Below are 22,938 nucleotides of genomic sequence, written 5' to 3' on the forward strand. Positions count from 1 at the left end.
GTCTATAACAGCGTTTATCAAAAATCATGTTAGCAGAAATAATAACCATTGGCGACGAAATTCTGATCGGCCAGATCGTTGATACTAACTCAGCCTGGATAGCAGAGCAGCTGAATGCCATTGGTGTCAGGGTGAAGCAAATAACTTCTGTTTCTGATGAGCGCTCGCATATTTTGGAAGCTTTTAAAGCCGCTGCCGGTAGGGCCGACGTGATCATCGTTACAGGCGGATTGGGTCCAACAAAAGACGACATTACCAAAAAGACCCTGGCCGAATATTTCGGTGTAGGCTTCAGGCAGGATGCGGCAAGTCTTGATATTATTTGCGGAATCTTCAAGCGACACAACCGTCCTTTGCTCGACATTAACCGCCAGCAGGCAGATGTACTGGAAAACTGCACCGTCCTTCTCAATAAAAACGGTACGGCTCCCGGAATGTGGATGGAACATGAAGGTAAAGTATATATTTCCATGCCAGGGGTGCCTTTTGAGATGATGTACCTTGTGCAGGAAGAAGTGCTGCCGCGGATTAAGGAGCGCTTCCAATTGGAAGCCATTGTACACCATACCATATTGACAGCCGGAATAGGAGAGTCTTTCCTTGCGGAAATGATCGCCGAAGCAGAGGATGCATTGCCCCCACATATTAAACTGGCCTACCTTCCTAAATTGGGCCAGGTGCGCCTGCGCTTAAGTGCCTACGGACAGGATGAATCAGCCCTTAAAGCCGAAGTTCAGCTTCATGCCGATAAGATAGCAGCCATCGCCGGCAGTTATATCGTGACCTCCGAAGATAAAGAGCTGGAGAAAGCAGTACTGGATTTTATGGAAGAAAAAGGACTGAAGCTAGCGGTTGCCGAAAGTTGTACAGGTGGTTATTTATCCCATCTTTTTACCCGGCATGCAGGATCAAGTGCCGTGTTTCTGGGAGGCGTAGTATCTTATTCTAACGGGCTTAAAGAAAGTTTGCTGGGAGTAAGTTCCGAAACATTAAGTCAGTTTGGGGCGGTAAGCGAAGAAACTGTCATTGAGATGGTAAAAGGCGTTCAGCAAAGCACCGGTAGCGATTACGCAGTATCGGTCAGCGGTATTGCTGGTCCTGGGGGTGGTACCGAAGAAAAGCCCGTTGGAACAGTATGGGTTGCCGTTTTCGGGAAGGGTAAAGTGGTGACGCAGCGGTACCAGTTTGGTGGCCGCAGGCAGCAAAATATTGAGCGCTCTGCAGTAAACGCCCTGATCCTTCTGTTTAAATTACTCCGGGATCAACACGATTCCTAAGTAAAAACATTATTTTTGCACCCTTACTTTACTTAGTATATGGCTCAGTTTGAATTGTTGCTCCATCCTAAGTAAAAACATTATTTTTGCACCCCTTATTCTAATATATGGCTCAGTTCGAATTGTTACTACCTAAAATGGGTGAAAGTGTTGCAGAAGCTACTATTGTAAAATGGTTGAAAAACCCCGGTGACCAGATCAGTGAAGATGAAGCAGTAGTTGAAATCGCAACCGATAAAGTTGACTCAGATGTGCCTTCACCTGTTTCGGGGAAGTTAGTAAGCCGCCTCGTTCATAAAGATGACGTGGTTTCGATCGGTTCGGTTATTGCGATCATTGAAACAGAGGGAGGAAGTACAGCTGGACATTCGACATCTGTTCCTGCTGAGCCTGAAATTAAGAAACAAGAACCTGTGAACCTTAGTGACATTCCAAATATACCTAAGATACCTGGCATAACAGAGTTGAATGCTGTAAATGAAGCGCCGTCAAAACAAGCACCTCAACAAGCATCCGATTCGAAAATCAGCTCTATTCGCTTCTATTCACCGCTGGTGAGAAGCATAGCCAACGAAGAAGGGATTTCTCAAAAAGAGCTTGATGCCATAAAAGGCACAGGCGCCGAAGGGCGGGTAACCAAAGAAGACGTGTTGAATTACGTGCAAAACCGGCCGGCTGCCGGAACTGGCAATACCACTGCAGCTCAGGCTCAGGCTCAGGTTCAAGCTCAATCTCAAGCAACAGCATCAGTCGAACGATCAGCTCCACAAGAAGCTTATCAGTCAAAACCAGCTGCCCATACCCAGCCATCAGTATCCATTGGCCCCGGAGATGAGATCATCGAAATGGACCGCATGCGCAGACTCATTGCAGATCATATGATCATGAGTAAAGAAGTTGCCGTTCATGTTACATCATTCGTTGAAGCCGATGTAACCAACCTGGTAAAATGGCGCGATAAAATAAAAGGCCCCTTTGAAAAAAGAGAAGGGGAGAAGATCACCTTTACCCCGGTATTTGTTCAGGCGGTGACAAAAGCCATTAAAGACTTTCCTTTGATCAATGTATCCGTTAGCGGTTCTCAGATCATCAAAAAACGGGATATCAACATCGGAATGGCAGCAGCCCTTCCTTCAGGTAACCTCATTGTGCCGGTGATTAAAAACGCCGATCAGTTGAACCTGGTAGGTTTAACCAAGGCCGTAAACGACCTGGCAAGAAGAGCCAGGGCAAATAAGCTTCAGCCCGACGAAGTAAAGGACGGAACCTTCACTATCACCAATATCGGTCCTTTTGGAAACATCATGGGCACCCCGATGATCAATCAGCCACAGGTGGCTATTCTCGCTATCGGAACTATCCAGAAAAAACCTGCCGTAATCGAAACCGAATACGGGGACGTGATTGCCATCCGCCATAAAATGTACCTCTCTATGTCATACGATCACCGTGTGGTAGATGGAGCCTTAGGAGGTATGTTCCTAAAACGTGTAGCAGACTACCTGGAAGGCTGGGACGGATCCTGTGAAATATAGTACTTGAAATTATTATGAATACTTCCTCACTCCAGGAGCTTGTCACCATGAAAATGCCTTACGGCAAATACAAAGGCACCATCCTCTGTTACCTGCCCGAACCTTACCTGGTATGGTACCATTCTAAAGGATTTCCCGAAGGCAAACTCGGTATGCTGCTGCATACCATGTATGAAATTAAGTTAAACGGTCTGGAGTATCTGTTAACGCCCCTTAAGAAGTCCCAGTTTAAGCCATCTTGATTTTTTTTAATTACTCTAGTGTTATTGTCAAATAATCACCAAAAAGGTCACTCGATCATCGGTGAAGGTTTTTTAGAAAATTTAAGTCTTTAATTATTCTGATATTTGTCCCCAGATAATTATGACTACTACTGATACTATCATAGCCCTTGCAACACCTTCCGGTTCAGGAGCAATCGCCGTTATCCGGCTATCCGGTCCCGACGCCATATCCATTACCAATCAAGTATTTAAAGGTAAGGATCTGGCAAAACAGCCGAGCCATACCATTCACTTTGGTACTATCCGTGACGGCGAAACCATACTGGATGAGGTATTAGTATCCTTATTTGTCGCCCCGAACTCTTACACCAAAGAAAACGTAGTGGAGATCTCCACTCACGGCTCCAAATACATTATCGAAAGCATCATCAGGCTGATGCTGAAGCACGGCGCCAGGGCAGCCAAAGCGGGTGAATTTACTTTAAGAGCTTTCCTGAACGGTGGTATGGACCTCTCGCAGGCCGAAGCCGTAGCCGATCTTATCGCCTCCAACTCAGCAGCCTCCCACCAGGTGGCCCTTCAGCAGATGCGCGGCGGCTTCTCTAATGAGTTGCAGAACCTGCGCGAGCAGCTGATCAACTTCGCCTCCCTGATAGAGCTGGAACTTGATTTCTCCGAAGAAGATGTTGAGTTTGCTAACCGCGAACAGCTTAAACACCTGATCCTGCAGATCAACAAAGTGCTGAGCAAGCTGATTAAATCTTTCGAGCAGGGTAATGTGATGAAGAATGGGGTACCCGTGGTGATAGCCGGAAAACCTAACGTCGGAAAATCCACTTTGCTCAATGCCCTCTTAAACGAAGATCGCGCCATCGTATCCGAAATTGCCGGAACCACCCGCGACACCATCGAGGATGAAATGACCATTGGCGGAATCCTCTTCCGTTTTATTGATACCGCAGGTATCCGCGAAACTGAAGATATCATCGAAGCGAAAGGAGTGGAGCGCACCCTGGCCAAGATGAAGCAAGCCAAGCTGATCATCTACCTGGTAGACCCTACGCAGGCTTTACAGGAAATCGAGACTCAGATCTCAGAGCTTCAGCACCTGGAAATCCCATCCGTTTTTGTGGTGAATAAAAGTGATTTACTTAGCCCCCAGCAAACTTCTGAACTGTCGCTGCTTGATCCTAATTATATCTCTGCAAAACACAAAGAAGGAATTGAGGAGCTTAAGGAGGAGATCCTTCAGAAGGTGAATTTGCATAACATCAGTACTGATGATGTACTTGTGACCAATGTGCGTCATGTGGAAGCGCTGCAACGTACCCAGGATTCCCTGGAGCGCGTGTTATTTGGTATAGATAACCCGGTTACTTCTGATTTTTTGGCGATGGATATTAAGCAGGCGCTGTATTATCTGGGGGAGATTACGGGGACGGTGACGACGGATGATTTGCTGGATAATATCTTTAGTAAGTTTTGTATCGGAAAGTGATATGATCTATTCTTGTTTTTTAACGGCCTATCATTCTTTAATTTAAGACTTATGATTCTGTTTTTTATTGTTGCCAATTTTTCGCCAGAAGGAAATTCATGGCTCGTTTGTATTAATCCCATAGGGCTTACTTTATGAACTGGCTCATTTTGGCGTCTTATAGCCCAGTTGTTAGAGTGCAAGGAAACAGTTTTGAAATAATTGCTGAATGAGTTTTTCTGTGCCTTTTTGAACTCCTCCGAAAACTTTTGCTGTCTGTAGAAATTTATATAATCCAATAGAACTTTATCTGGTTGAATTTCAGATGTGTCAGGGATTTTATTTAATTGATCAAAATAGTGCTGATAAGCATTGTTTAGCTTTTGGTAAAAGTGCCGCAAATGCAGGGGCGTATCCTTTGAATCTATGAGTTTCTTAATTTCCGTTAAGGTGCTCCGATAGTTATAAATTATATAATCGAAAAAGATTGTATAAAGATATGTGAGCAAACCTGTTTCACTTTCTTTTACACCTGATACTAAAGACAAAATTAAGGATTGAAGGTGCTCTGGAGAGTAAGTATAGCCGACAATCTTCGCTGCAATGTAACCTTTTTCAGCTGCATCTAATTTTTTCAATTCTTCCTTAGAAAGCTTGAAGATGCTTGCATCTAATTGATTTAATGAAGAAAGCTTCAAGAGCGATGTGTGTACACTCCAGTTATCCGAGTTAAACCATTTTGTAAGGTAGTTTCTAAAAAGAACTACATCCTTTAGGACAAGCTGAACCCATATGTTTTGAGGAAAGGCTTTGCAGATTTGGTGGTTAAATAATTCGGATAAAAGGATGTAAACCAATGAAATCTCTTTTTCAACAATCTCAAGCATAAGGTCGTCGGCATATGTTACATTTTCTTCATCAACACATCTCATTAGGTTTCGCGCAATCTCTAAAAACCACTCTTTTTTATAGCTGTCATCGATGTTATTTAGAAGGTACTGAAAGATGCCTGTTACTTCGGTAGCAGACTGTGGGGTTGCTGATTTAGTTTTTAGATAGTTAATTACCTCTCTTGTTTGATAATTTTTAAGGTTCAAAATCTTAATATAGCCTGAGTCGCTAAGGACGCCATTTCTCACTTTTTTATTAACGTGTTGGAAAAAGGAATTTTCATACTCCAATTGCTTGGGACAGGCGGAGGCTAATGCATATAGTACTTCCTCAATAGGGGCGTTGAAGGTATCCGTTGTCAACCTATTAAAATATTGATCAAATAGTAAGAGATCTTCTGATATTACAGCATAAAGCAATCCGGGCAAAAATCTACGTAACGATTCATTGTCCGTCACTCCTTTTAAATAAAAGTCAAATTGCTCTCTTAATTCGGACTCACTTTTTACTTTATTTACTATACTTTTTACAAGGTAGTTTACACCTAAATCATTTGGATGGTTAGTAACAATTAATTCAATATAATCCAATATGTCCTTCCACGACAGATTTAAATAAATTAGTGCAGCATCCATTAAATCTAAGTGTGACCAGTCGCCGTTTGATGTTTCAATCAACCTTCGCCAAGTCCTACTGTCATACTGTTGAAGGTAGATCAAAAACTTCCATTGATCTTCTATTGGCAATATATTACTATACTCTTCCGTTAGTTCATTTAGCACTTTTTGAAGAGAGCCGAAATCTTTAATTCCCTCTGGACGCTTAGTAAATAAGACATGGATCAGGAGGAGCTGAAGAAAATTTATTTCTATTTCATCTTTTTCTTCAATTAGTATAGGATATTTTATCCCGTTTTCTTTTAACAACAGGATAAGGTTTTTTAAGAAAGTACCATGCTCTTGGGTAAAAATTTGAGATTGAAAATAATCCTTGAGTTTTTTATCAAAATGTTCTATTTGTAAAACCCTATTAAGTTCCTGTACAGCTTTATAAATTAACTGATCTTCAATATTACTCCTACTTCTGTAATTCATTCTCCTAATAATATTTATTATTCTAATTTAAGAGTGGTTTTATTAGACAGCAAGTAACTAAATAAGGCAGATTTTATGCTCCTTACTATTCGAGGTCTTATCGCAGTGTATCTCGAACTCCAAATAAAGCAGTTTTGAAATTCTACTTTAGGGTATTTTTACAAATTCTGTGGTAAGTGAAGTTCCAGTTAGCTTGCAGTTCTCAAAATAGCTTTTATCTGGAAATAAGCCAAACACCTCAAATAGTTCATCCTTTATGGCTTTGTTGGCCGGATTTCGTAAATCCCATTTAGCTGCGTAATGCTCAGACTTGTCAAACTCAAACCTGCCTTTGTTTTCAATAGATCGAATTATTTCTGTTGTGTCGTAATGAGGTCTAAAGCCAATTGAGTAATAGCCATATGGATTTTGATAAGTTGGGGTGTCGGCGCTTATATATTTGTAAAACTTTTCATAAGGCAATTCCCTATGAATTAATCCCCATTGAAGAAACACTACTCGCCTTTGGTCAATACTTCTTCCATAAGAAATTGGAAAATCAAATTCTTCGTCTTTAATTTCGCGGTATCCTATAATTTCATACTCACCGTACAGAAGCAAGTTATCCATCATTAGGTCCGAGGGCAATTTGGGTTGAGCATCGAGAAGAGAAATGCTAACATCTTTTGTGGAAGATTGATAAATGAATAATTCAACAAAAACAGGAGGCCCCATGGGCAAAAATAAGCCATGTTCTTTTGGTATAAGTCCCTTCTTCCTAATCTTATTAATGTCAAGCAGAACTCTGCCAAAGCCATAGTTAGTTCTATTGAGTTTAAAGGCAAAATAATCCCCCGACTTAAACTTTACATTTTTTCTTTTTGCATTTTTAAATTGTAGGATATCTTCCAAATGATTCTCGGGCGAGGTCTCAATAAACTCATTTATGAGCTCTTTAGGATCCTTCTCTGATTGTTTGTTGCTTTCCCAAAGAGTAGAATAAAAAGTAGTCTGAGTAGCATAGCTTCCAATCATTAAAGAACCACAACTAACATCTAAGTAGACTCCTGTAGGCCGTTGCTGTTCTAACACAGATGCTGTCAGCTTTTTTTCTTTGCCTTTAGCAGTTTTAGGAAGAAGAATGGTTCGATCACTGGTTAATTCGTTGTATTGCTTCTCTATGTACTGCTTTTCCGTAGAAACAATGTGTCGTTTAATGATAGCACCTTCAAAATACAGAATACTTTCAGGCCTGTAAGTATCTCCTTTAAAAGAAACTTTTTCCCATTCAGGTTTTATTGCGTCAAGTCCAAAATACTGGCGTTGTTCATTAGTAAGTTCAAAGGGTATCATTCTGCTTCTGCTGTTAAATGGATTAATCTAGTTTGAATATAAAAAAATGTTAGGTACATTATGCTTCCGCTTCTTCCAGATATAGTTCATCCTCAAAATATAGGATATTCAAGGTAGCGTTTTCTCAATAATCATATATATGTTCTACAACTATACCATTATCTTCAAACGACCTCAATACAGCAGATAATTTCGGAACAGTAGTAACAATAGCAATTCGTTCCATCCCCGGCTGGGTAAGGATAGGCTGAGTGAAGACAAGCTTTACATCGGGAGAACCTATGTTCTTTCCTTCTTTGGTTAGAACTGTAAGTAATATTGCCGACCTGTTTCCCGCAATCTCTTTGAAGTTAATTCCTTTGTAGGCAGCTGCAATGGCTGCTTCTTTAAATGGAGCGTACCTTGGAAAATCAGTTAATATTCGACTTTCTAATATTTTTACTGATTTCACTCCACCAATGTCATCACCTTTAACAAAAGGTTTATCCAGTATTACTGCAGTGTTTAATAGAGCTTCTTCATAAGCCGATTCTGTTCCAAGTCCGATAAGCCATCCATAGCCAGCTTTTATAAGAAGTTCTGTTGTTAAATAATACCGGCGCTCCAGCTTTCTAATGAGATGATCACCGGAAAGAGAAGTATTTGCCCACAAGTTTTTAAGCTGTGCCATGAAATCAAAGTCGTACCAAGGCGTAGTTTCTATAAAATCCACATAGCTCTGCGTATAACGGGCGTTAAATTTATCTTCTTCGGTTAAACTAGCTCCTGTATCTGTGAAATTTCCTAGCAAAGTTTCGTATAAAGATTTCAATCCATACTCCACAGTAGTACTAACTGCAATAACCCAAATCATTACATGATATCCTGTATTAAACTTGTAGTGGCCTTTTATCTGATTATAAACAAGACTATAGCCGTCCCAAAGCTGATGAACATGTTCTAAATAGGGAAAAGATGTTGAGGTACTGCTTTTAAAATATGCTGCTTGCTCGGCAGGACTGAAAACCAAAAACCATTCAGGATAAGTAAGAAACGTTTGGTCTGCCGGTCTTTGATCTTTTATTATTAGCTAACCACGCCTTAGGAACTACCAACTCTTCACCTTCCGCAATTGTTGCAGGCTCTGGGTGTTTTAAATTGTAGGTAAGAAGCGCTAATAGTACTGCAACTAGTGTTAGTATCCGTAGTCTTCCCATACCTATTTAATAAATGACATTAAGGTATTATCAGAGGGATCGTTCTTTTGCAAGATTCGTGCACCTGCATCTTTAAATCCTGCTAATGAAATGATGCGGCTCCACTCGTCAGCGGGCTTAAAGTTCTTAAAATCATTTAACTCAAATTCCCAGGATTCTTTCAAGCCGAGGTTAAATACGGTGTGTACTAAGGAAACAAATGTTGCCATCTCCTGAGTTTTAACATCGTGATCCCTTATTATAAATAATCCTCCAGGCCTTATTACGCGATAAAGCGATGCAATAAAAGGGGAGAGCTTATCTTCCGGACAATGATGTAGTCCTATATAGCAGGTAATTAAATCAAGACTTTCAGTAGCAATGTCACTTTCATTTATAGGAGAATACCCGTGTATATTCACAAACTTCCCTATACGGCTTAGCTGCCCACGCTCCATAATGTCTGCAGGAGAATTAGTTGGGGCAATATCATTTAGAAGATAAATAGGATTGCTTACCAGCACATGTTTTCTTAGTTCGCTGATATAACGCCCGGTAGAACCAATTTCCATATACCCTTGTAAACTCTTCCTGCCAGGCATTAGCGATAGAGTTTGCCTGGCAATTTCTTTCTTTTGTTTTTTGAGAGCTGGTAAAGCATAGGTTAGCTCGGATAAGAAAGGTTTTATTGTTGGAAGCTCTTTTTGAACTTGTTTATAAATCTGCTCATCGGTTGCTAACTCCATGGTGCGGGTTTTAAGCAGATGATGAAATTTATCCTCAGGGTATAAATGAAAAACAACCTGGAGAAAACGATAAAACTCATCACTCCATTTTACGTCGGAAAATACAGCTTTAAATTCAGATGAATTAGTTTTCATTTTGGTGATGGTATAAAGGTTTATAATAGGTATCCCATAAACTGTTTCTGAATTTATACTCGGGATCCAGCCTGGACTTTAATTCAAAAAGTTTCACAGCATGAGGATAAGCTTTATGAAATTGTTCTGCAGTAGGATGAATTTGGTAAGGCAAATAGTAACAACCCTTTACTGCAATTACCGCATCTGCCAGTTTTCTTGTCCATACCGCAACCGCTTGTTTAGCTGCTTCATGAGTTTCTTGCTTGTAGTAAACCACAAAAGCAAACACTTCTTCTCTGGCCCAGGCAAGGTAAGTTCCGGGATCAGCCAGCGCATGCCGAACGGAAACGTTTAATACATTTACATTGTGCCTAATGAAGATTTCTGCCATACTTTTTGTAAACTCATCAAAATTATGCATCGGTACAAAGTACTCCAATAAAACATATGTGCTTGCAGTACGGGATTTTGGTTCAAGCTCTGCTACATCATACCCGGCTTCATAGTTTCGCCAATGAATTTTTTTACTTAGATAAAGAAGCGGATCGATTAGATATTGCCTACGCCATTTTCCGAAAGGAGTGGAGGTAAATGCCCATAAAAAGTAGCGCTCCAGCGGATAAGATTCTTTTAGCGGCATTAATCTTGTTTTAACCGTAGGCTTCTCTGTAGTTTCTTCCCATGTTATAGCTCTCATCTTTTTGTAATGAGGAGGATAAATATCTCCGTTATGAAAAACAGCTTTGGGATTATATCTTACATTATTGAAAAAGAAGTTAAGGTATTCCGTGTAATTCATTTGCCTGTTTACTCGTTTAATAGCAACATTATCGGCAAGTTGGAGTTCTGCACTAACGATTATACCGATTGCATTATAGCCGCCAATAGCAGCATAAAAAATCTCTTCATTTTTATTTTTAGTAGCTTCTATAAGGGAACCATCGGCCAGTACGACCTCAATGGATAGAACAGATAAAACTACAGGTCCTAGTCCCATATATCTCCCATGGGCATTTACACTTAAGGCCCCTCCAACTGTGAAATTGGCATAGGTTTGCATTATTTTAATACTTAGATCAAAGGGGTCTATGTGTTTTTGAATATCACACCAACGTATTCCGGCTTCAACTTTGATGGTTTTCGCGTCTTTAGAAAAACTAAGAATTCGGTTCAAACGACGCATGTCGATATGGAGGGTATCAGTACTGGCCGTTTGCCCGCCCATACTAAAACGTCCGCCTCCGATACTTAAAGGACCAATGCTAGTTTTGATAAGCTCGCAAAGTTCCATTACTGTTTCTGGTCGGGCTACTTTATTTACCAGTATAGGATTTAATTTGGTAACATCATCAATAATGCGTTCATCTTTCTTTAAATGCACTAACTTTTTGCCTTCATCATTTTTTAAATAGTCGGATTTGGTTCCGGGAACATTACTGTAGCGATTTTGTGTAACATCACCTTTTTTTAATCCCAGCATATATAATAGCCATAGCGGACCAAAAACGGGAATCAGGGATGCTAATAACAAATAGCCAGATTTACCGGTATCGTGTAACCGTTTTGCTGAAACAGCAGCGCATACCCAAAATAGCATTGGATATAAAACCCATCCTATAGAAAGTCCTAAAACCCCAAGGAACAAATTATACATTACGTAAAATGTGCAGCATGCAAATAGCATAGCTGTCCAGAATACAGACCTGGATATTCTTCCTCTCAATGTAAAAAGAAGATAACTAACAGGAAGTTTTTGTTTAAAGTCCATCATACAGGAATAGGTTTGGAAGGAATTCCCAAAACGAATATAATAGTAAAGATGATTGTTTTTGAATCCTTTACTAAATACACTTGTTTTGATTAAATATTACTGTTAATAAGCTCTATTAACCTTAGGCGATCCTTTGTCTTCATCGCCGGATACATTGGAAGATAGACCAGTTTTTCGAACTGTAGTTCATCAGAATGAATATCAGTTGTTGGCTTATTGCTTAATTTAACTAAACTCGAAGCTTTCGATGTCGCATCAAAGCCTTTCAATCTTAAAGTCTTAATTAACTTCTCAGGGTATGGAGCATTAATTGGTAACACCCAAAACGTATGCTGAAGATTAGTATTCCCAACTTTAACTTGGTCTGGAAGATTATTAAGGATTTCAGATCCATATCCACTTCTTAGATCTATAGATTCAGTCCTGAAATTCTTAATTTTTCTTTTAATCAATAAAATCAAGGGCAAAGAGGGTTTGATTCGAATTCTTTTAAATAGGTCTCCTTTCGGAAATCCTCTGGTAAAGCTAGATAAAACTTCATCGGGATCTTTTCCTCCAATCTTTATTAACTTATAGAATGCCGAGTAAAGAAACTTTGTACAAAGAATTTTAATTACCAGAGCAACCAACAACTTTTTAATAAATATTTTTCTCTTCTGTATGGGATATGAGTTTTGAAGAGATAGAGCCTCTTTATAATGCTGCTGATCCTTAATTATTAATATTGCCCCTCCTAATGCCGTGTTAGTTTTTATCATTCCAAAACTAAACATGACCACATCAGATAGTTTATTTCCCTGGTAGCTTCCTGTAAATGCTTGTGCACAGTCTTCAATAATAAACAATCCTTTCTGTTTTGCTATTTCAGCGAGTGAGGATATCTCTGAAATGCTACCAAACAAATGGGTAAAGATTACCGCCCTTGTTGAAGTATTGATACTGGCTTTAAAGCTCTCACTACTAATGGATAGGTTGTGCTTATTAACAGCTAGCGGTATAGCAACAAGTTTATGCGCCTTAATAATCTCAAACATTCCTGGAATGTTAATGTCGGCAATTAAGACTTCGCTTTCTGCGGGTAATTTTAACGTCTTAAGAACCAAATCAAAACCACTCCGAACTGAAAGACAGCATAAAGAATTAGGCCAGGCAAACTGCATAGGATAGTTTTGCGATAATGAGCAACTGTAATATAGCCCCGCAAAAAGATCCCGATAATGTATATCCAATCTACCTCTGGGAATCATTCACTCTCGCTTTCTGGTTCATATTCCTTTTTTTCAACTCCACTTCCTAAGTCATAACACTCCAACGCCTTTTTTAAATTTTCTCGTATTCGCTTTACCAAGATTCGTGGTCCCAATACTCTTAGCTTACAGCCAAATCCCAATAGTTCCCTTTCCAGCTCAAAATTTATAATTACTCTGATGCTAAAGATCTTTCCCTCGGCATTTTCTGATAATATTTTCTGTGTATGGTGTAAGGGTTTTGTGATTACGTATGGAGCGTTTTCGTGATCAACCCTAAATACAACCTCACAATCTTTCTGGTTGGGAGATTTCGTTACTCCAAGTACGTCAGAATAATAAGTACTTAGGTCTACTAATGTATTCTCAATGTAGTGTTCTTTTGCAGCTTCTTCTACAGCAACTATCCGATCAAGGGCCATAGTTAACAGGGGCTTGTTTTTCTGATGCGATAGGCATAGTACAAACCACCGGTTTCTATATTCTTTAAGTAAATAAGGACTTATACAAAATGTACTTGCTTGCCTTGCCTTAAAGGATTGATAGGTGATGCAGAGTACTGTCTTTGAAATTATAGCTTTTCTGATGATCTCTATAAACTCAAGGCCTTTTAGATTGTCATTCTTTTCAAAATCAATTACTGAGGGGCTATGTGTTTTCTGTACATAGATCTTATCTTCTATCTTGCTCACCATTTCATTTACATCAGAAAAATGATTGAAGCCTTTAAACTGCTTCAGCAGATCTGCAACTTCAGTAAGAACCTGCATGTCCTGATTGGTAAGAGGAATATTAGTGATGCTGTAATTCTTGTCCGAATACGTGTAATATTTCTTATCCATCACAATTATCGGAGCTTCGTAACCCAGTTTATTACTGCGCATCATTTTGAGATCCGCCTGCACAGTACGCCTGCTTACACCTTTATCAATACCTTCATATTCATATAGAGCATCAGAACAGGCCTCGATAAGGTCCTCTAAAGTCCATTTTTTATATCTGTTTTTTAAGCAGTTATCAATAGTCCGGTAACGGATAAGGGCGTTGCGGTTGACAGGCATCAGAAATAATTTTTAGAAATGTATAAATTATTTTTCACTACGCAAAAAGATTGCGCAGGAGCAGAATTTCTTTGTGTCATTAAATATTAAAACAATCATGGAAAAAGAGAAGGTCAGCAACAATGAATTGAAAGCATTAGGTATTAACGATGTGGAGATTCTGGTAAGCTTTAGTCGTGTAGCAAATGGTTTATTAAAACATGCTGTAATGTCTAAACAGGATATTCTGGCTAATATGGAAGCCCTGATCGATGACCCGATGCCCTATGCTTTAAAGAAAGGCGGAAAGTTTAAGAATCTTGCCGAAAGCATTATTGCCTTACGTAAAGAAGGCAAGTTTTTAAAGCAACAACGAACAAATTTTAAACTGAAAGAGGAGATAGCAGACTTCCCGGTTTGGGGATTTGAACATATTGAGGTAGGTGCCTTAGCGCAAATGCGAACAGCAATCCAATTACCTATCGCGGTGGCAGGTGCATTAATGCCCGATGCGCATCAGGGTTATGGTTTGCCTATCGGCGGAGTGTTGGCCACTACGGCAAATACCATTATTCCTTTTGCAGTTGGAGTTGATATTGCCTGCAGGATGTGTTTAAGCATCTTTGACCTTCCGGCAGAAACTATTGACAACGAAAACGATATGCTTAAAAATATATTGGTTGATAATACCTATTTCGGAATGGGGTGTACCACCAAATCCTATTTTGACAGTTCATTGTTCGATAGCAAAACATGGAGCGAAACTAAAGTCATCCGCTCTTTAAAGGATAAAGCTTATGCACAATTAGGAACCAGCGGAACCGGTAACCACTTTGTAGAATGGGGCGAATTAAGTATTGCAGATGGTGCTTTAGCAGGAATTCCAGCAGGCAGGTATTTAGTCCTGTTATCTCACTCTGGTTCTCGTGGGTTTGGGGGGAGCGTGGCTGATCACTACAGCAAAATTGCCATGACTAAAACCAAGCTTCCTGCCGAAGCTAAACACTTAGCTTGGCTAGACCTGGATAAAGATGAAGGACAAGAATACTGGATTGCCATGAACCTTGCCGGCGACTACGCAAGTGCAAACCACCATGAAATCCATAACAAAATTGCCCGTGCTCTAAATCATACACCATTAATGGTCATTGAGAATCACCACAACTTTGCCTGGAAAGAACAACTGGCAGACGGTACAGAAGTAATAGTTCACCGTAAAGGTGCAACTCCGGCCGGTGAAGGTGTGCTGGGTATCATCCCAGGATCGATGAGTACACCAGGTTTTGTTGTCCGTGGTAAAGGGGATGCGGCAAGTATTAATTCTGCAAGCCACGGTGCAGGCAGGTTGATGAGCAGAAGTGCTGCTTTTAAAACTTTAGACAAATCTGTTATTGCAGCGAACCTAGTTGATAAGCGTATCACCCTGATGGGAAGCGATATGGATGAAGCACCGATGGCTTACAAGGATATTCATGCGGTAATGGCTGCTCAGGAAAATTTAGTGGAGGTATTGGCAAAGTTTGAACCGAGGATTGTGAGAATGGCAGACCCGAGGGAAAAGCCGGAAGATTGAGTGGAGAACTTTTAGGGATAGGAGCTGGAGATCGTGAGATCTGTAGTTTACTTCGGATCAAAAATCTTTCGATAGCTATTCCAGATTATAAACCTGGAATAGCTAATGGGTAAGTTTATTATCTTTTATCTTCTGATAATTCTAGCATTGCTCTGGCTACACTGGCAGTGGTCACATCATAGTCTTCATGTCCATATCCATGTTTTTCATTCAATTGATAGAACTCACGGTATATATCAAATGCATTCTGAGAACTTGCAACCCAATCGACAATAATATCCAAGATTTCGTTCATTACAGGCTGGTAGGTCATTCTTCCATCTGATTTACGGATACCATTGTTGTCTGATTTTTTCTTGCCAAGATTTAAGAAAATATTCTTTTCGTCATAGATAATATCTCTTACTTCTTTAAACTCTCTACCTTTAGGCAAGTAGTTCATCAGTAGTCTTCTAATCCCTTGATAATATATGTTATATTTTTCTTCCGGATTTTCAAATTCTTTACCAATTAGCTGCTTTAATTCATCAATCTCTTCCAAATTACCTGTTTGAGAATTAATGGAAAGCTGCTTTCCTACTTTTTCATTTGCCTTTTGTAAAAGTTCCATTCTTTCACGATCGGCCTCAGATAGTCCCTCCTGCTTTTTTATTTCTTTATCTTCTTTCATATTTAATAATTATTTGATCTCTAAAATTGTCTTGATCTTTTCGCTAGCTTCCTTAATACTAGCGTCATGCCAACTAATAGGATTTAACTTTTTGATTGCATCTTGATAACTAGGATAAAACTCCCTGCCTAACGCATGATAGTTTTTCCCGTAAAGGTTCTCTTGATACCAGGCATTAAAAGAATAGACCATCGAGCGGTGTACTTCGTTCTCTTTTGCAAATTTGGAAACGATAAAGGCATTGCTAATGTATTTCTTAATAAACTGAAATTTCTCTACGGGCATAAAAAAATCTCTTGCAAATGCATCAGCCTTCTCTTCAATCAGAAACAGGTCAGTATCGCCTGTTAAATGAAAGTTATTTGTTGCTATTGTATCAAAGTCAAACAAAACATGATGTAGTTCATGCAGGAGAGTGAACCATAAAGTGGGATATTTCTTATTGAAATCAGTAATAACAATACAAGGCTTATTATTGATTATAAACGTTGCTCCCCGTACTTGTGTCGTGGAAAGGTAATCTTGAAATATTACGGTAACTCCAATGTTATAAAGCGCCTTACATACCGTAAAAAGACCGTTGTTTTCGTCCTGCGAGTAAGGTTTGATCTTTACAATAATTTCTTTAAGGCGCACCCTATCATACTCGTTTGGATTATTGATTATTCTAAAAGTTTGATATGCAGACTTAACCCAAAAATCTTTCATCTTTTCAGAAAAATTTCTTTTGGTACGACTATAAAGAGGTTGCTCTAATTCTTGTTCAAAGTCTTGGATGCTTTCATAGCCGAAAAAGTCAAGTACCCTTTTAACAAGATTGTCTGTATCATCATCAGTGTCAAAAAATCCTAGTGCAGTAAGCGTTTTAACATCAAAGTTTCTTAAAAGAAATGCAGTCTTTCTTGCACTATCAATTGATGCTATGTTTTCCTCGCTTTGGTTTTTTAGCACAACAGAAATTAGTTTGCTAATCTCAATACCCAGGAATTCAGCAATCTTTACAACATGGATAAGGTTAGGCTGTTTAGCTGTTCCGGTTATTATCTGCTCGAAAACATCTTTATCGATCTTCAGTAATTTTAATGCCTTGGTCTTTGTTAGATTATATTCAAAAAGCTTTTCTTCAAATGCAGCCTTTAAATCAATGTCAGTTTGTTTATTGAAAATTTCATTAAGTAATTTGTTTACATCAAATCTTTCCATGAGTGCGGGTAATTACCCTCAAATTTAGGCTAAGTATTGGAAGAATCAAAATAATAAGGGGGAATTACCCTTTTTTTTATATCGGTCATATAACTGAAAAAACTAATGGATCATAGAACAGAAGAACCTGTATGTTGCTATTAAAATTCCATTCCCTAACCCGTGCTAGAATAAAGCCTGATTTTTCCTAGCGAACACAAATCGCCAAAAAGTAAAATAATTTTCACTACGCAAAAAGACTGCGCACTGCCTCCCAATCTTTGTATCAACAAAACAAAAAAGGAGGTTAAAAATGAAATTCAACCTGTTAAGCAAATTCAAAAATCAGACCGTTAACTACGAAGGAGCAAAAGCATTTATGCTAAGTCCCGAAATGGAGTTATATACCGCCGTAGTAACCTGGAGCTTAAACGATTCCTTTTATGAGAAAAACCAGGAGCGCTTAAACCGTTTGCAGATATTAGTAGCAGCTTGCGATCCAATATTTGTAGCTAAACTGGCAGTATATGCCCGTACTAAAATGTATATGCGTTCAGTCCCACTGGTATTAGTAACCGAACTGGCTAAACAGCACTCTGGCGATGATTTGGTTGCTCGGGCTACAAAAGGCGTGGTTAACCGTGCAGACGAGATCACGGAGTTATTGGCTTGCTATGAGTTGTTGAATGAACGAACCGGCACTAAAAAGCTGAATCGCTTATCCAAGCAATTGCAAAAAGGTTTATCAGCAAGCTTTAATCGTTTCGACGAGTACCAGTTTGCCAAATACAACCGGGATGGTCAAATTAAATTACGTGATGCGTTGTTCCTGGTTCACCCACAGGCGAAAGATAATGCACAGCAGGAGCTGTTTAACAAAATAGCGAAAGGCACTTTGCAAACACCTTATACCTGGGAAACTGAGTTGTCGGCATTAGGCCAGCTGAATTACGATAGCGATGAAGCCAAAGCTGTGGCATTTCGTGCCAAGTGGGAAGAGCTGATTGATAGCGGCAAGTTGGGTTACATGGCGTTATTGCGGAATCTGCGGAACATACAGGAAGCAGGCGTGAGCTATGCACATTTTGAAAAGATATGTGCTCGTTTAGCTGATGCGGATGAAGTTGCTAAAGCAAAGCAGTTTCCCTTCCGTTATTTAGCGGCTTACCGCGAACTGTTGTTGACAGCTGACGAATCACTAGTAAGAGGTTTAACCAGAAAATTTAGCGCCTTTTTATCGGGAAACAAAGGTTATACCGGCAGTTTGTTAGATGCATTGGAGAAAGCAGTACAGGCAAGTGCCGTTAACATACAAGGTTTCGGTTACGAAACACGTGTACTATTGGCTTGCGACGTTTCCGGCTCTATGCAAACACCTGTTTCGGCAAAATCGAAAGTGTTATTATACGATGTAGGTTTGATGCTGGCTATGCTGTTACAAAGCCGGTGCAAAAATGTAGAGGTGGGTATGTTTGGCGATACCTGGAAAACTATCACGGTGCCTCGTAACAACATTTTAAATAACGTTCAGGAGTTTTATCGCCGCGAAGGTGAGGTTGGGTATGCTACTAACGGCCATCTGGTAATACAAGATCTCTTATCCCGAAGGGTAAAAATGGATAAGGTGTTTTTGTTTACTGATATGCAATTGTATAATAGCAAAGGCAGTGGTTCTGCAAGCATCCAGTTTTACTGGGACCGTTACAAGCGGGAGGTTGCACCAAATGCAAAGTTATACCTGTTCGACTTAAAAGGTTACGGACAAGCACCATTGCAAGTAATGCGCAACGATGTGTTTCTGGTAGCTGGCTGGAGCGATAAAGTTTTCGTTGTTTTAGCTGCACTGGAAAACGGAGGTTCAGCATTGGATGCTATCAACAACATAGAGTTATAAATAGTACGGGGATGCTAATGCCCCATACTTTAAAAGATATTTAAAAAATAAGGATGCCGTAGAAACGGGTTACTTCGCTGCATGAAGGGGGAGGGCAGTGTGATGCAAATCATGCTGAGGGTTCGAGTCCCTATAGCGAGCCCCCGTCCCGCGTTCGCCTGTTGCTCCTTATTATAAAGAAGGTGCCGTTAATAAGCCTTACTTCGTCCAAAGAATCATTACCGGTCAATGCCGGTGGCTTGTTACTTTTCGCCCTTCTTAAAAGAAATTGATATAAGAGGTGTCGTAAATGAGTGTTACTTCGCAGTTAACGTCCAGGTCGCCGGTTCGAGTCCGGCCATTGGCTTCGGTCAATGTAGCTCAGTTGGTCAGAGCAGGAAACACCGAAAGGTGTGTTTCACTTGTTGATTTTTACCCTTTTAATAAGATAATGAGAGATGCCGTAAGTGTGTGATACTTCGTTGGTGAAACCGTGTAAGCGGGCGGTTCGAATCCTGTAAGACACACACACTAGCTATTGCTCTTTCATTTGTAATTAGTATACTTATGTGGTTTATTATTCTAACACAGTTCCTAACATCTACTCCATGTTCATTATTTCGTTAATGAAAAGAGGATTTATTCTTGGCTGGATGATTCTTTTGAAAACCCCCTCATTATTTGCAATACACTCCCAATTGAAATCTTTTCCAGAGCTCAGCAATTCGTCAGACCAAGGTAGAGTAGTTGATTTAGATAAGCTGCTCCAATCCCAGGGATGATCAATAAATTCACTCAATAATTCCTCAGACCAGACCACAGAATCGTTATAAGACAGATGTTTAAAGCTTAAATATTGTGAAAACTTCCGAACTATCGAAATGTCTTTTTTTAGGCCGTAATTTGAGTTGAAATATCCCCAGAAATCCTTATTGTTCTCGATGATGCTTGTTTTTTCTGACAGCAGCTCCTCTGTCCAGGGAAAGGAAGGGTTAGAAGCTATTCCCATTAGTCCAACATAAACAGTATTGTAGGAGTAATATGTCCGGAAGAAATACTCAGATAGTGAGGTTCTTAATATTGCCCGCCAGTCAATGTTAGTATTAGTGGAAAGAAATTTCCATGCGATCTTATCGTTAAACTCTGTGAGAATCTCTAAAGTTTTCCACTTCCCGTCGGCACGTGCTATGCAACCCCAGCCGTTGTCATAATTTAGGGTCCTTTGATTTAGCCAATCGGAAAGAACATTCAACATGTTTTTAGTCCAACAAACACCGGGATTGTTAATTAATCTTTCTTTGTCAATTTTTTGTATATATCTGTCGATGAGGTGTTCATCCCAGCACATTGCTATGTTTTTAGATAAGGCATTAAGCGTCCGCAACTACTTATCTGGGTTTGTTTCTAACACTTAATTTAAAAATTATGACAACGATACTTTTAAAGAAGTGGCTTAAGTGGCCACATATTCCGAGGGTTATCTTTAATCGGGAACTGGTTAATCTTCTTCTTTGGTTACTGATGTTCCTGCTGTTTCCAGGAGCGATTCGGCTATTTGATAGCTCGGCAGCACTTTTTGATGCGGGTGTACTGAGTGCCATTATCCTGGCTTCACTGGCGGTGTTTTTCTTCCAGTTTATGACCTGGTGGATCATTCGAACCATCTGGCCGATAATGGCAGAGTATTCTGAATTCGGTTTTGAGCAAACTTTTAATCAATTACTACCATGGCAAAAGTTAATGATATTCTTAAGTTTCTACTTGTTGCTGCTTTTTGCGTTTGTGTTTACACTGGCAGCGCTGATGTAACCACAGCCTTGCCTACAGCGGCCAATGTTAGTGTTGCTGTTGTTAGAAGCGACAAAAATACGAAGTCTTTGCGCCTCCTCCTCCAAAAGATTACAGTACAGAAGTGGGGGTAAGAGAGAAAACTGGGAGGAATGATGGTACAAGGGTAGAAACCTACCTTCGCTATGTTCATCTTAAAGCTTCAAATCCCTGGTGCGCGGCGTTTGTATGTTGGGCTCTGGGGCAGGCAGGCATCGCTAACCCCAGAAGTGCCTGGTCACCTGACCTTTTCCAAAATTCAAACTTGATCTGGCAACGCAGCCGGGGTTTATTGAAAGAGGGGCAGGTTCCGGAGATCGGAGATGTGTTTGGCATTTCGTTCCCTGACAAGGGAAGAATTGCCCATGTTGGTTTCATAGATCAGTGGTCGGATAAATATGTTGTTTCGGTCCAGGGAAATACCAATATTTCTGGCAGTATTGAAGGTGATGGGGTGCATCGAAGGCGAAGGATGACCAGCTCGATTTACAAAGTTTCAGATTACATAGGAGGGAAGGAGTTATGAAAACTTTAATCTTTTCTGTGATTATTGTGCTTGTTCCTGGATGCTCGGTGGTAAAAAGTCGGTCGCTAATTAAAAGCAGACAGCAGTTTTGTTCAGCGGGAAGATCTGGAAAGGTCGGTGTCGTTAAAGGAAAGAACAGACAGTGATATACAGTTGATATATGCCGATTCGGGCAAACACACTTACCAGGTTCAGATAAGTCCAGATGGTGAGTTTCCTTTCTCTCTGGCTACGGGATTTAGTGGTAAGGCGAAAATCGTGAGGATTTCTGGCAATGGAGGAGTTTGGCACCAGGGGATTGCTTCTCTATCAGCGCACAAGTCTGTGAAAATTGACTCTGCTGGTAAAAAGGAGACAAAAACAAGCGTGGCTGTAAGTGACATCCACAGCGCTGTTAAAGATCAAAAAGAACGTGAAATGGCATATGTGGATTTGGGTCGGGGCTGCAATAACTGTTTTTACTTGGTTGTTTTTTAGGGGCCGCATGCGCCCCTAATTTCACCGGGAATTTTATATTTGTTTACACCATTGATCATTTCAGAACTACACTAGCTGATTTAAAATGAGCGAAAATGAATTTAATTACCGCCAGCAACTGGTCGAACTATATCACCTGCTTGACGATGCCGCCCTGGACTTTTATAGTTTAGGTTTTTCTATTGGTTTGGAAGAGGAATGGCAGGACTGGAAAGTAACCCTGAAGGATGGAGACACGCTTCCCATAGACATTGAAATTTTTAAATCCTTAAATCATCGGGCAATACCCGATATTATTAAGATGATTGAGATCCTGGCGGATGCGAGGGAGTCCCTGTCGAACCTGAATAGTCTTTCGGAAGAGGAGCTGGAAGTGAGCGATGACCCAGATTCTAATAATGTATCCGAGGAAGAACATGATAGATACCTTAAAACTTACCTTGATTATCATAAGGTAGAGATTTTTGGAGATTTAAACCGCGTTTATGAAGCACTTTGGGAGCTCGCTTTTTCTACAGAGCCACCCAATGAGTTATACGATGATTTTCATGAAAATTATTACACCGGAGAGCTCCAATTAGCATCCGACGACCAAAATGTTCAAGTAGTGTTAGAAGCGCTAAATAAGGTGTTGGTGATAAACAGGGGAACGGATTATGATTGATAAGAAGAGTATTTAGTGTGAAGGATAACGGGGGGATTTTACGGACGTTACAGGAGGCCCATATCATTGCGGCCGCAGCCATCAGGCTACTCACCAGTTTTCCAGAAGCATCTTTCAGCTTTTCAATGACTGCTGTCTCGTCTTTTTCGTTCTTTCTGACGCGAAGGTTATGGTCACACAGGTGCGGCTTCAGTCCCTTTGCTCACCATCTGATTATCAA

At 40.1% G+C, this 22,938-nt stretch carries 21 protein-coding genes; 10 read left to right on the forward strand and 11 right to left on the reverse strand.

Annotated features, from left to right (window positions below; translation table 11 throughout):
- The first annotated feature begins 26 nt into the window (after positions 1–26).
- From J3P37_RS04250 to mnmE, 4 genes are all read left to right on the forward strand, one after another.
- Positions 27–1,277, forward strand: coding sequence for a competence/damage-inducible protein A (locus J3P37_RS04250; protein ID WP_256009761.1), 1,251 nt, complete (start codon positions 27–29; stop codon positions 1,275–1,277).
- Between the two features lie 107 nt (positions 1,278–1,384).
- Positions 1,385–2,812, forward strand: coding sequence for a dihydrolipoamide acetyltransferase family protein (locus tag J3P37_RS04255; protein WP_256009762.1), 1,428 nt, complete (start codon positions 1,385–1,387; stop codon positions 2,810–2,812).
- Between the two features lie 14 nt (positions 2,813–2,826).
- Positions 2,827–3,054 carry a DUF3820 family protein gene (locus J3P37_RS04260; protein ID WP_256009763.1) on the forward strand — a complete coding sequence of 76 codons (228 nt, stop codon included), beginning with the start codon at positions 2,827–2,829 and terminating at the stop codon, positions 3,052–3,054.
- A 121-nt stretch (positions 3,055–3,175) separates the two neighbouring features.
- A complete protein-coding gene (gene mnmE / locus J3P37_RS04265) occupies positions 3,176–4,534 on the forward strand; it encodes a tRNA uridine-5-carboxymethylaminomethyl(34) synthesis GTPase MnmE (protein ID WP_256009764.1) in 1,359 nt (452 codons plus the stop codon).
- Here the strand turns inward: mnmE and J3P37_RS04270 are convergent.
- From J3P37_RS04270 to J3P37_RS04305, 8 genes are all read right to left on the reverse strand, one after another.
- Positions 4,453–6,498, reverse strand: coding sequence for a hypothetical protein (locus tag J3P37_RS04270; protein ID WP_256009765.1), 2,046 nt, complete (start codon positions 6,496–6,498; stop codon positions 4,453–4,455). The two genes, mnmE and J3P37_RS04270, sit on opposite strands and share 82 nt — an antisense overlap.
- Before the next feature lie 147 nt (positions 6,499–6,645).
- Complete coding sequence (locus tag J3P37_RS04275; protein ID WP_256009766.1) at positions 6,646–7,830, reverse strand: immunity 26/phosphotriesterase HocA family protein; 1,185 nt, start codon at positions 7,828–7,830, stop codon at positions 6,646–6,648.
- Positions 7,831–7,954: 124 nt separating this feature from the next.
- A complete protein-coding gene (locus J3P37_RS04280; RefSeq protein WP_256009767.1) occupies positions 7,955–8,839 on the reverse strand; it encodes a hypothetical protein in 885 nt (294 codons plus the stop codon).
- A gap of 7 nt (positions 8,840–8,846) precedes the next feature.
- Positions 8,847–9,026 carry a hypothetical protein gene (locus J3P37_RS04285; protein ID WP_256009768.1) on the reverse strand — a complete coding sequence of 60 codons (180 nt, stop codon included), beginning with the start codon at positions 9,024–9,026 and terminating at the stop codon, positions 8,847–8,849.
- Between the two features lie 2 nt (positions 9,027–9,028).
- Positions 9,029–9,886 carry a methyltransferase domain-containing protein gene (locus tag J3P37_RS04290; protein ID WP_256009769.1) on the reverse strand — a complete coding sequence of 286 codons (858 nt, stop codon included), beginning with the start codon at positions 9,884–9,886 and terminating at the stop codon, positions 9,029–9,031.
- Positions 9,876–11,639, reverse strand: a complete 1,764-nt coding sequence (locus J3P37_RS04295) for an FAD-binding protein (RefSeq protein ID WP_256009770.1) — start codon at positions 11,637–11,639, stop codon at positions 9,876–9,878. Before J3P37_RS04295 ends, J3P37_RS04290 begins: the two co-directional genes overlap by 11 nt.
- Positions 11,640–11,728: 89 nt before the next feature.
- Positions 11,729–12,799 (reverse strand): aminotransferase class V-fold PLP-dependent enzyme, encoded by a 1,071-nt coding sequence (locus tag J3P37_RS04300; RefSeq protein WP_256009771.1) that lies wholly within the window; start codon positions 12,797–12,799, stop codon positions 11,729–11,731.
- An 83-nt stretch (positions 12,800–12,882) separates the two neighbouring features.
- A complete protein-coding gene (locus J3P37_RS04305; RefSeq protein ID WP_256009772.1) occupies positions 12,883–13,947 on the reverse strand; it encodes a helix-turn-helix transcriptional regulator in 1,065 nt (354 codons plus the stop codon).
- A gap of 97 nt (positions 13,948–14,044) precedes the next feature.
- Here J3P37_RS04305 and J3P37_RS04310 point away from each other — a divergent pair, with 97 nt between their 5' ends.
- On the forward strand, positions 14,045–15,499 hold the full coding sequence (locus tag J3P37_RS04310) for an RtcB family protein (RefSeq protein ID WP_256009773.1): 1,455 nt from the start codon (positions 14,045–14,047) through the stop codon (positions 15,497–15,499).
- Positions 15,500–15,617: 118 nt separating this feature from the next.
- On the opposite strand, the gene J3P37_RS04315 is transcribed toward J3P37_RS04310, so the two are convergent.
- Both J3P37_RS04315 and J3P37_RS04320 read right to left on the reverse strand, forming a co-directional pair.
- Positions 15,618–16,169 carry a hypothetical protein gene (locus J3P37_RS04315; RefSeq protein ID WP_256009774.1) on the reverse strand — a complete coding sequence of 184 codons (552 nt, stop codon included), beginning with the start codon at positions 16,167–16,169 and terminating at the stop codon, positions 15,618–15,620.
- Between the two features lie 9 nt (positions 16,170–16,178).
- Positions 16,179–17,372 carry an ImmA/IrrE family metallo-endopeptidase gene (locus J3P37_RS04320; RefSeq protein WP_256009775.1) on the reverse strand — a complete coding sequence of 398 codons (1,194 nt, stop codon included), beginning with the start codon at positions 17,370–17,372 and terminating at the stop codon, positions 16,179–16,181.
- A 292-nt stretch (positions 17,373–17,664) separates the two neighbouring features.
- Here J3P37_RS04320 and J3P37_RS04325 point away from each other — a divergent pair, with 292 nt between their 5' ends.
- The gene (locus J3P37_RS04325; RefSeq protein WP_256009776.1) at positions 17,665–19,245 is read left to right on the forward strand and encodes a TROVE domain-containing protein; all 1,581 of its coding nucleotides are present in this window, start codon (positions 17,665–17,667) and stop codon (positions 19,243–19,245) included.
- A gap of 580 nt (positions 19,246–19,825) precedes the next feature.
- On the opposite strand, the gene J3P37_RS04330 is transcribed toward J3P37_RS04325, so the two are convergent.
- Positions 19,826–20,572 carry a hypothetical protein gene (locus J3P37_RS04330; RefSeq protein WP_256009777.1) on the reverse strand — a complete coding sequence of 249 codons (747 nt, stop codon included), beginning with the start codon at positions 20,570–20,572 and terminating at the stop codon, positions 19,826–19,828.
- A gap of 77 nt (positions 20,573–20,649) precedes the next feature.
- On the opposite strand from J3P37_RS04330, the gene J3P37_RS04335 reads away from it, so the two are divergent.
- From J3P37_RS04335 to J3P37_RS04350, 4 genes are all read left to right on the forward strand, one after another.
- A complete protein-coding gene (locus J3P37_RS04335) occupies positions 20,650–21,033 on the forward strand; it encodes a hypothetical protein (RefSeq protein ID WP_256009778.1) in 384 nt (127 codons plus the stop codon).
- Between the two features lie 103 nt (positions 21,034–21,136).
- Positions 21,137–21,577, forward strand: coding sequence for a CHAP domain-containing protein (locus J3P37_RS04340; RefSeq protein WP_256009779.1), 441 nt, complete (start codon positions 21,137–21,139; stop codon positions 21,575–21,577).
- Between the two features lie 117 nt (positions 21,578–21,694).
- Positions 21,695–22,054 carry a hypothetical protein gene (locus J3P37_RS04345; protein ID WP_256009780.1) on the forward strand — a complete coding sequence of 120 codons (360 nt, stop codon included), beginning with the start codon at positions 21,695–21,697 and terminating at the stop codon, positions 22,052–22,054.
- Between the two features lie 85 nt (positions 22,055–22,139).
- Positions 22,140–22,718, forward strand: coding sequence for a hypothetical protein (locus J3P37_RS04350; protein WP_256009781.1), 579 nt, complete (start codon positions 22,140–22,142; stop codon positions 22,716–22,718).
- Positions 22,719–22,938 lie beyond the last annotated feature (220 nt).

This window comes from Desertivirga xinjiangensis (genome assembly GCF_024436435.1).
GTDB classification, from domain to species: Bacteria; Bacteroidota; Bacteroidia; order Sphingobacteriales; family Sphingobacteriaceae; genus Desertivirga; species Desertivirga xinjiangensis.

Coding starts and splice junctions, on each gene's coding strand:
- J3P37_RS04320 (WP_256009775.1), bottom strand. CDS start 17,372: ATGGAAAGATTTGATGTAAACAAATTACTTAATGAAATTTTCAATAAA.
- J3P37_RS04285 (WP_256009768.1), bottom strand. CDS start 9,026: ATGGGAAGACTACGGATACTAACACTAGTTGCAGTACTATTAGCGCTT.
- J3P37_RS04295 (WP_256009770.1), bottom strand. CDS start 11,639: ATGATGGACTTTAAACAAAAACTTCCTGTTAGTTATCTTCTTTTTACA.
- J3P37_RS04330 (WP_256009777.1), bottom strand. CDS start 20,572: ATGTGCTGGGATGAACACCTCATCGACAGATATATACAAAAAATTGAC.
- J3P37_RS04290 (WP_256009769.1), bottom strand. CDS start 9,886: ATGAAAACTAATTCATCTGAATTTAAAGCTGTATTTTCCGACGTAAAA.
- J3P37_RS04310 (WP_256009773.1), top strand. CDS start 14,045: ATGGAAAAAGAGAAGGTCAGCAACAATGAATTGAAAGCATTAGGTATT.
- mnmE (WP_256009764.1), top strand. CDS start 3,176: ATGACTACTACTGATACTATCATAGCCCTTGCAACACCTTCCGGTTCA.
- J3P37_RS04350 (WP_256009781.1), top strand. CDS start 22,140: ATGAGCGAAAATGAATTTAATTACCGCCAGCAACTGGTCGAACTATAT.
- J3P37_RS04275 (WP_256009766.1), bottom strand. CDS start 7,830: ATGATACCCTTTGAACTTACTAATGAACAACGCCAGTATTTTGGACTT.
- J3P37_RS04325 (WP_256009776.1), top strand. CDS start 17,665: ATGAAATTCAACCTGTTAAGCAAATTCAAAAATCAGACCGTTAACTAC.
- J3P37_RS04255 (WP_256009762.1), top strand. CDS start 1,385: ATGGCTCAGTTCGAATTGTTACTACCTAAAATGGGTGAAAGTGTTGCA.
- J3P37_RS04260 (WP_256009763.1), top strand. CDS start 2,827: ATGAATACTTCCTCACTCCAGGAGCTTGTCACCATGAAAATGCCTTAC.
- J3P37_RS04335 (WP_256009778.1), top strand. CDS start 20,650: ATGACAACGATACTTTTAAAGAAGTGGCTTAAGTGGCCACATATTCCG.
- J3P37_RS04270 (WP_256009765.1), bottom strand. CDS start 6,498: ATGAATTACAGAAGTAGGAGTAATATTGAAGATCAGTTAATTTATAAA.
- J3P37_RS04250 (WP_256009761.1), top strand. CDS start 27: ATGTTAGCAGAAATAATAACCATTGGCGACGAAATTCTGATCGGCCAG.
- J3P37_RS04305 (WP_256009772.1), bottom strand. CDS start 13,947: ATGCCTGTCAACCGCAACGCCCTTATCCGTTACCGGACTATTGATAAC.
- J3P37_RS04300 (WP_256009771.1), bottom strand. CDS start 12,799: ATGCAGTTTGCCTGGCCTAATTCTTTATGCTGTCTTTCAGTTCGGAGT.
- J3P37_RS04315 (WP_256009774.1), bottom strand. CDS start 16,169: ATGAAAGAAGATAAAGAAATAAAAAAGCAGGAGGGACTATCTGAGGCC.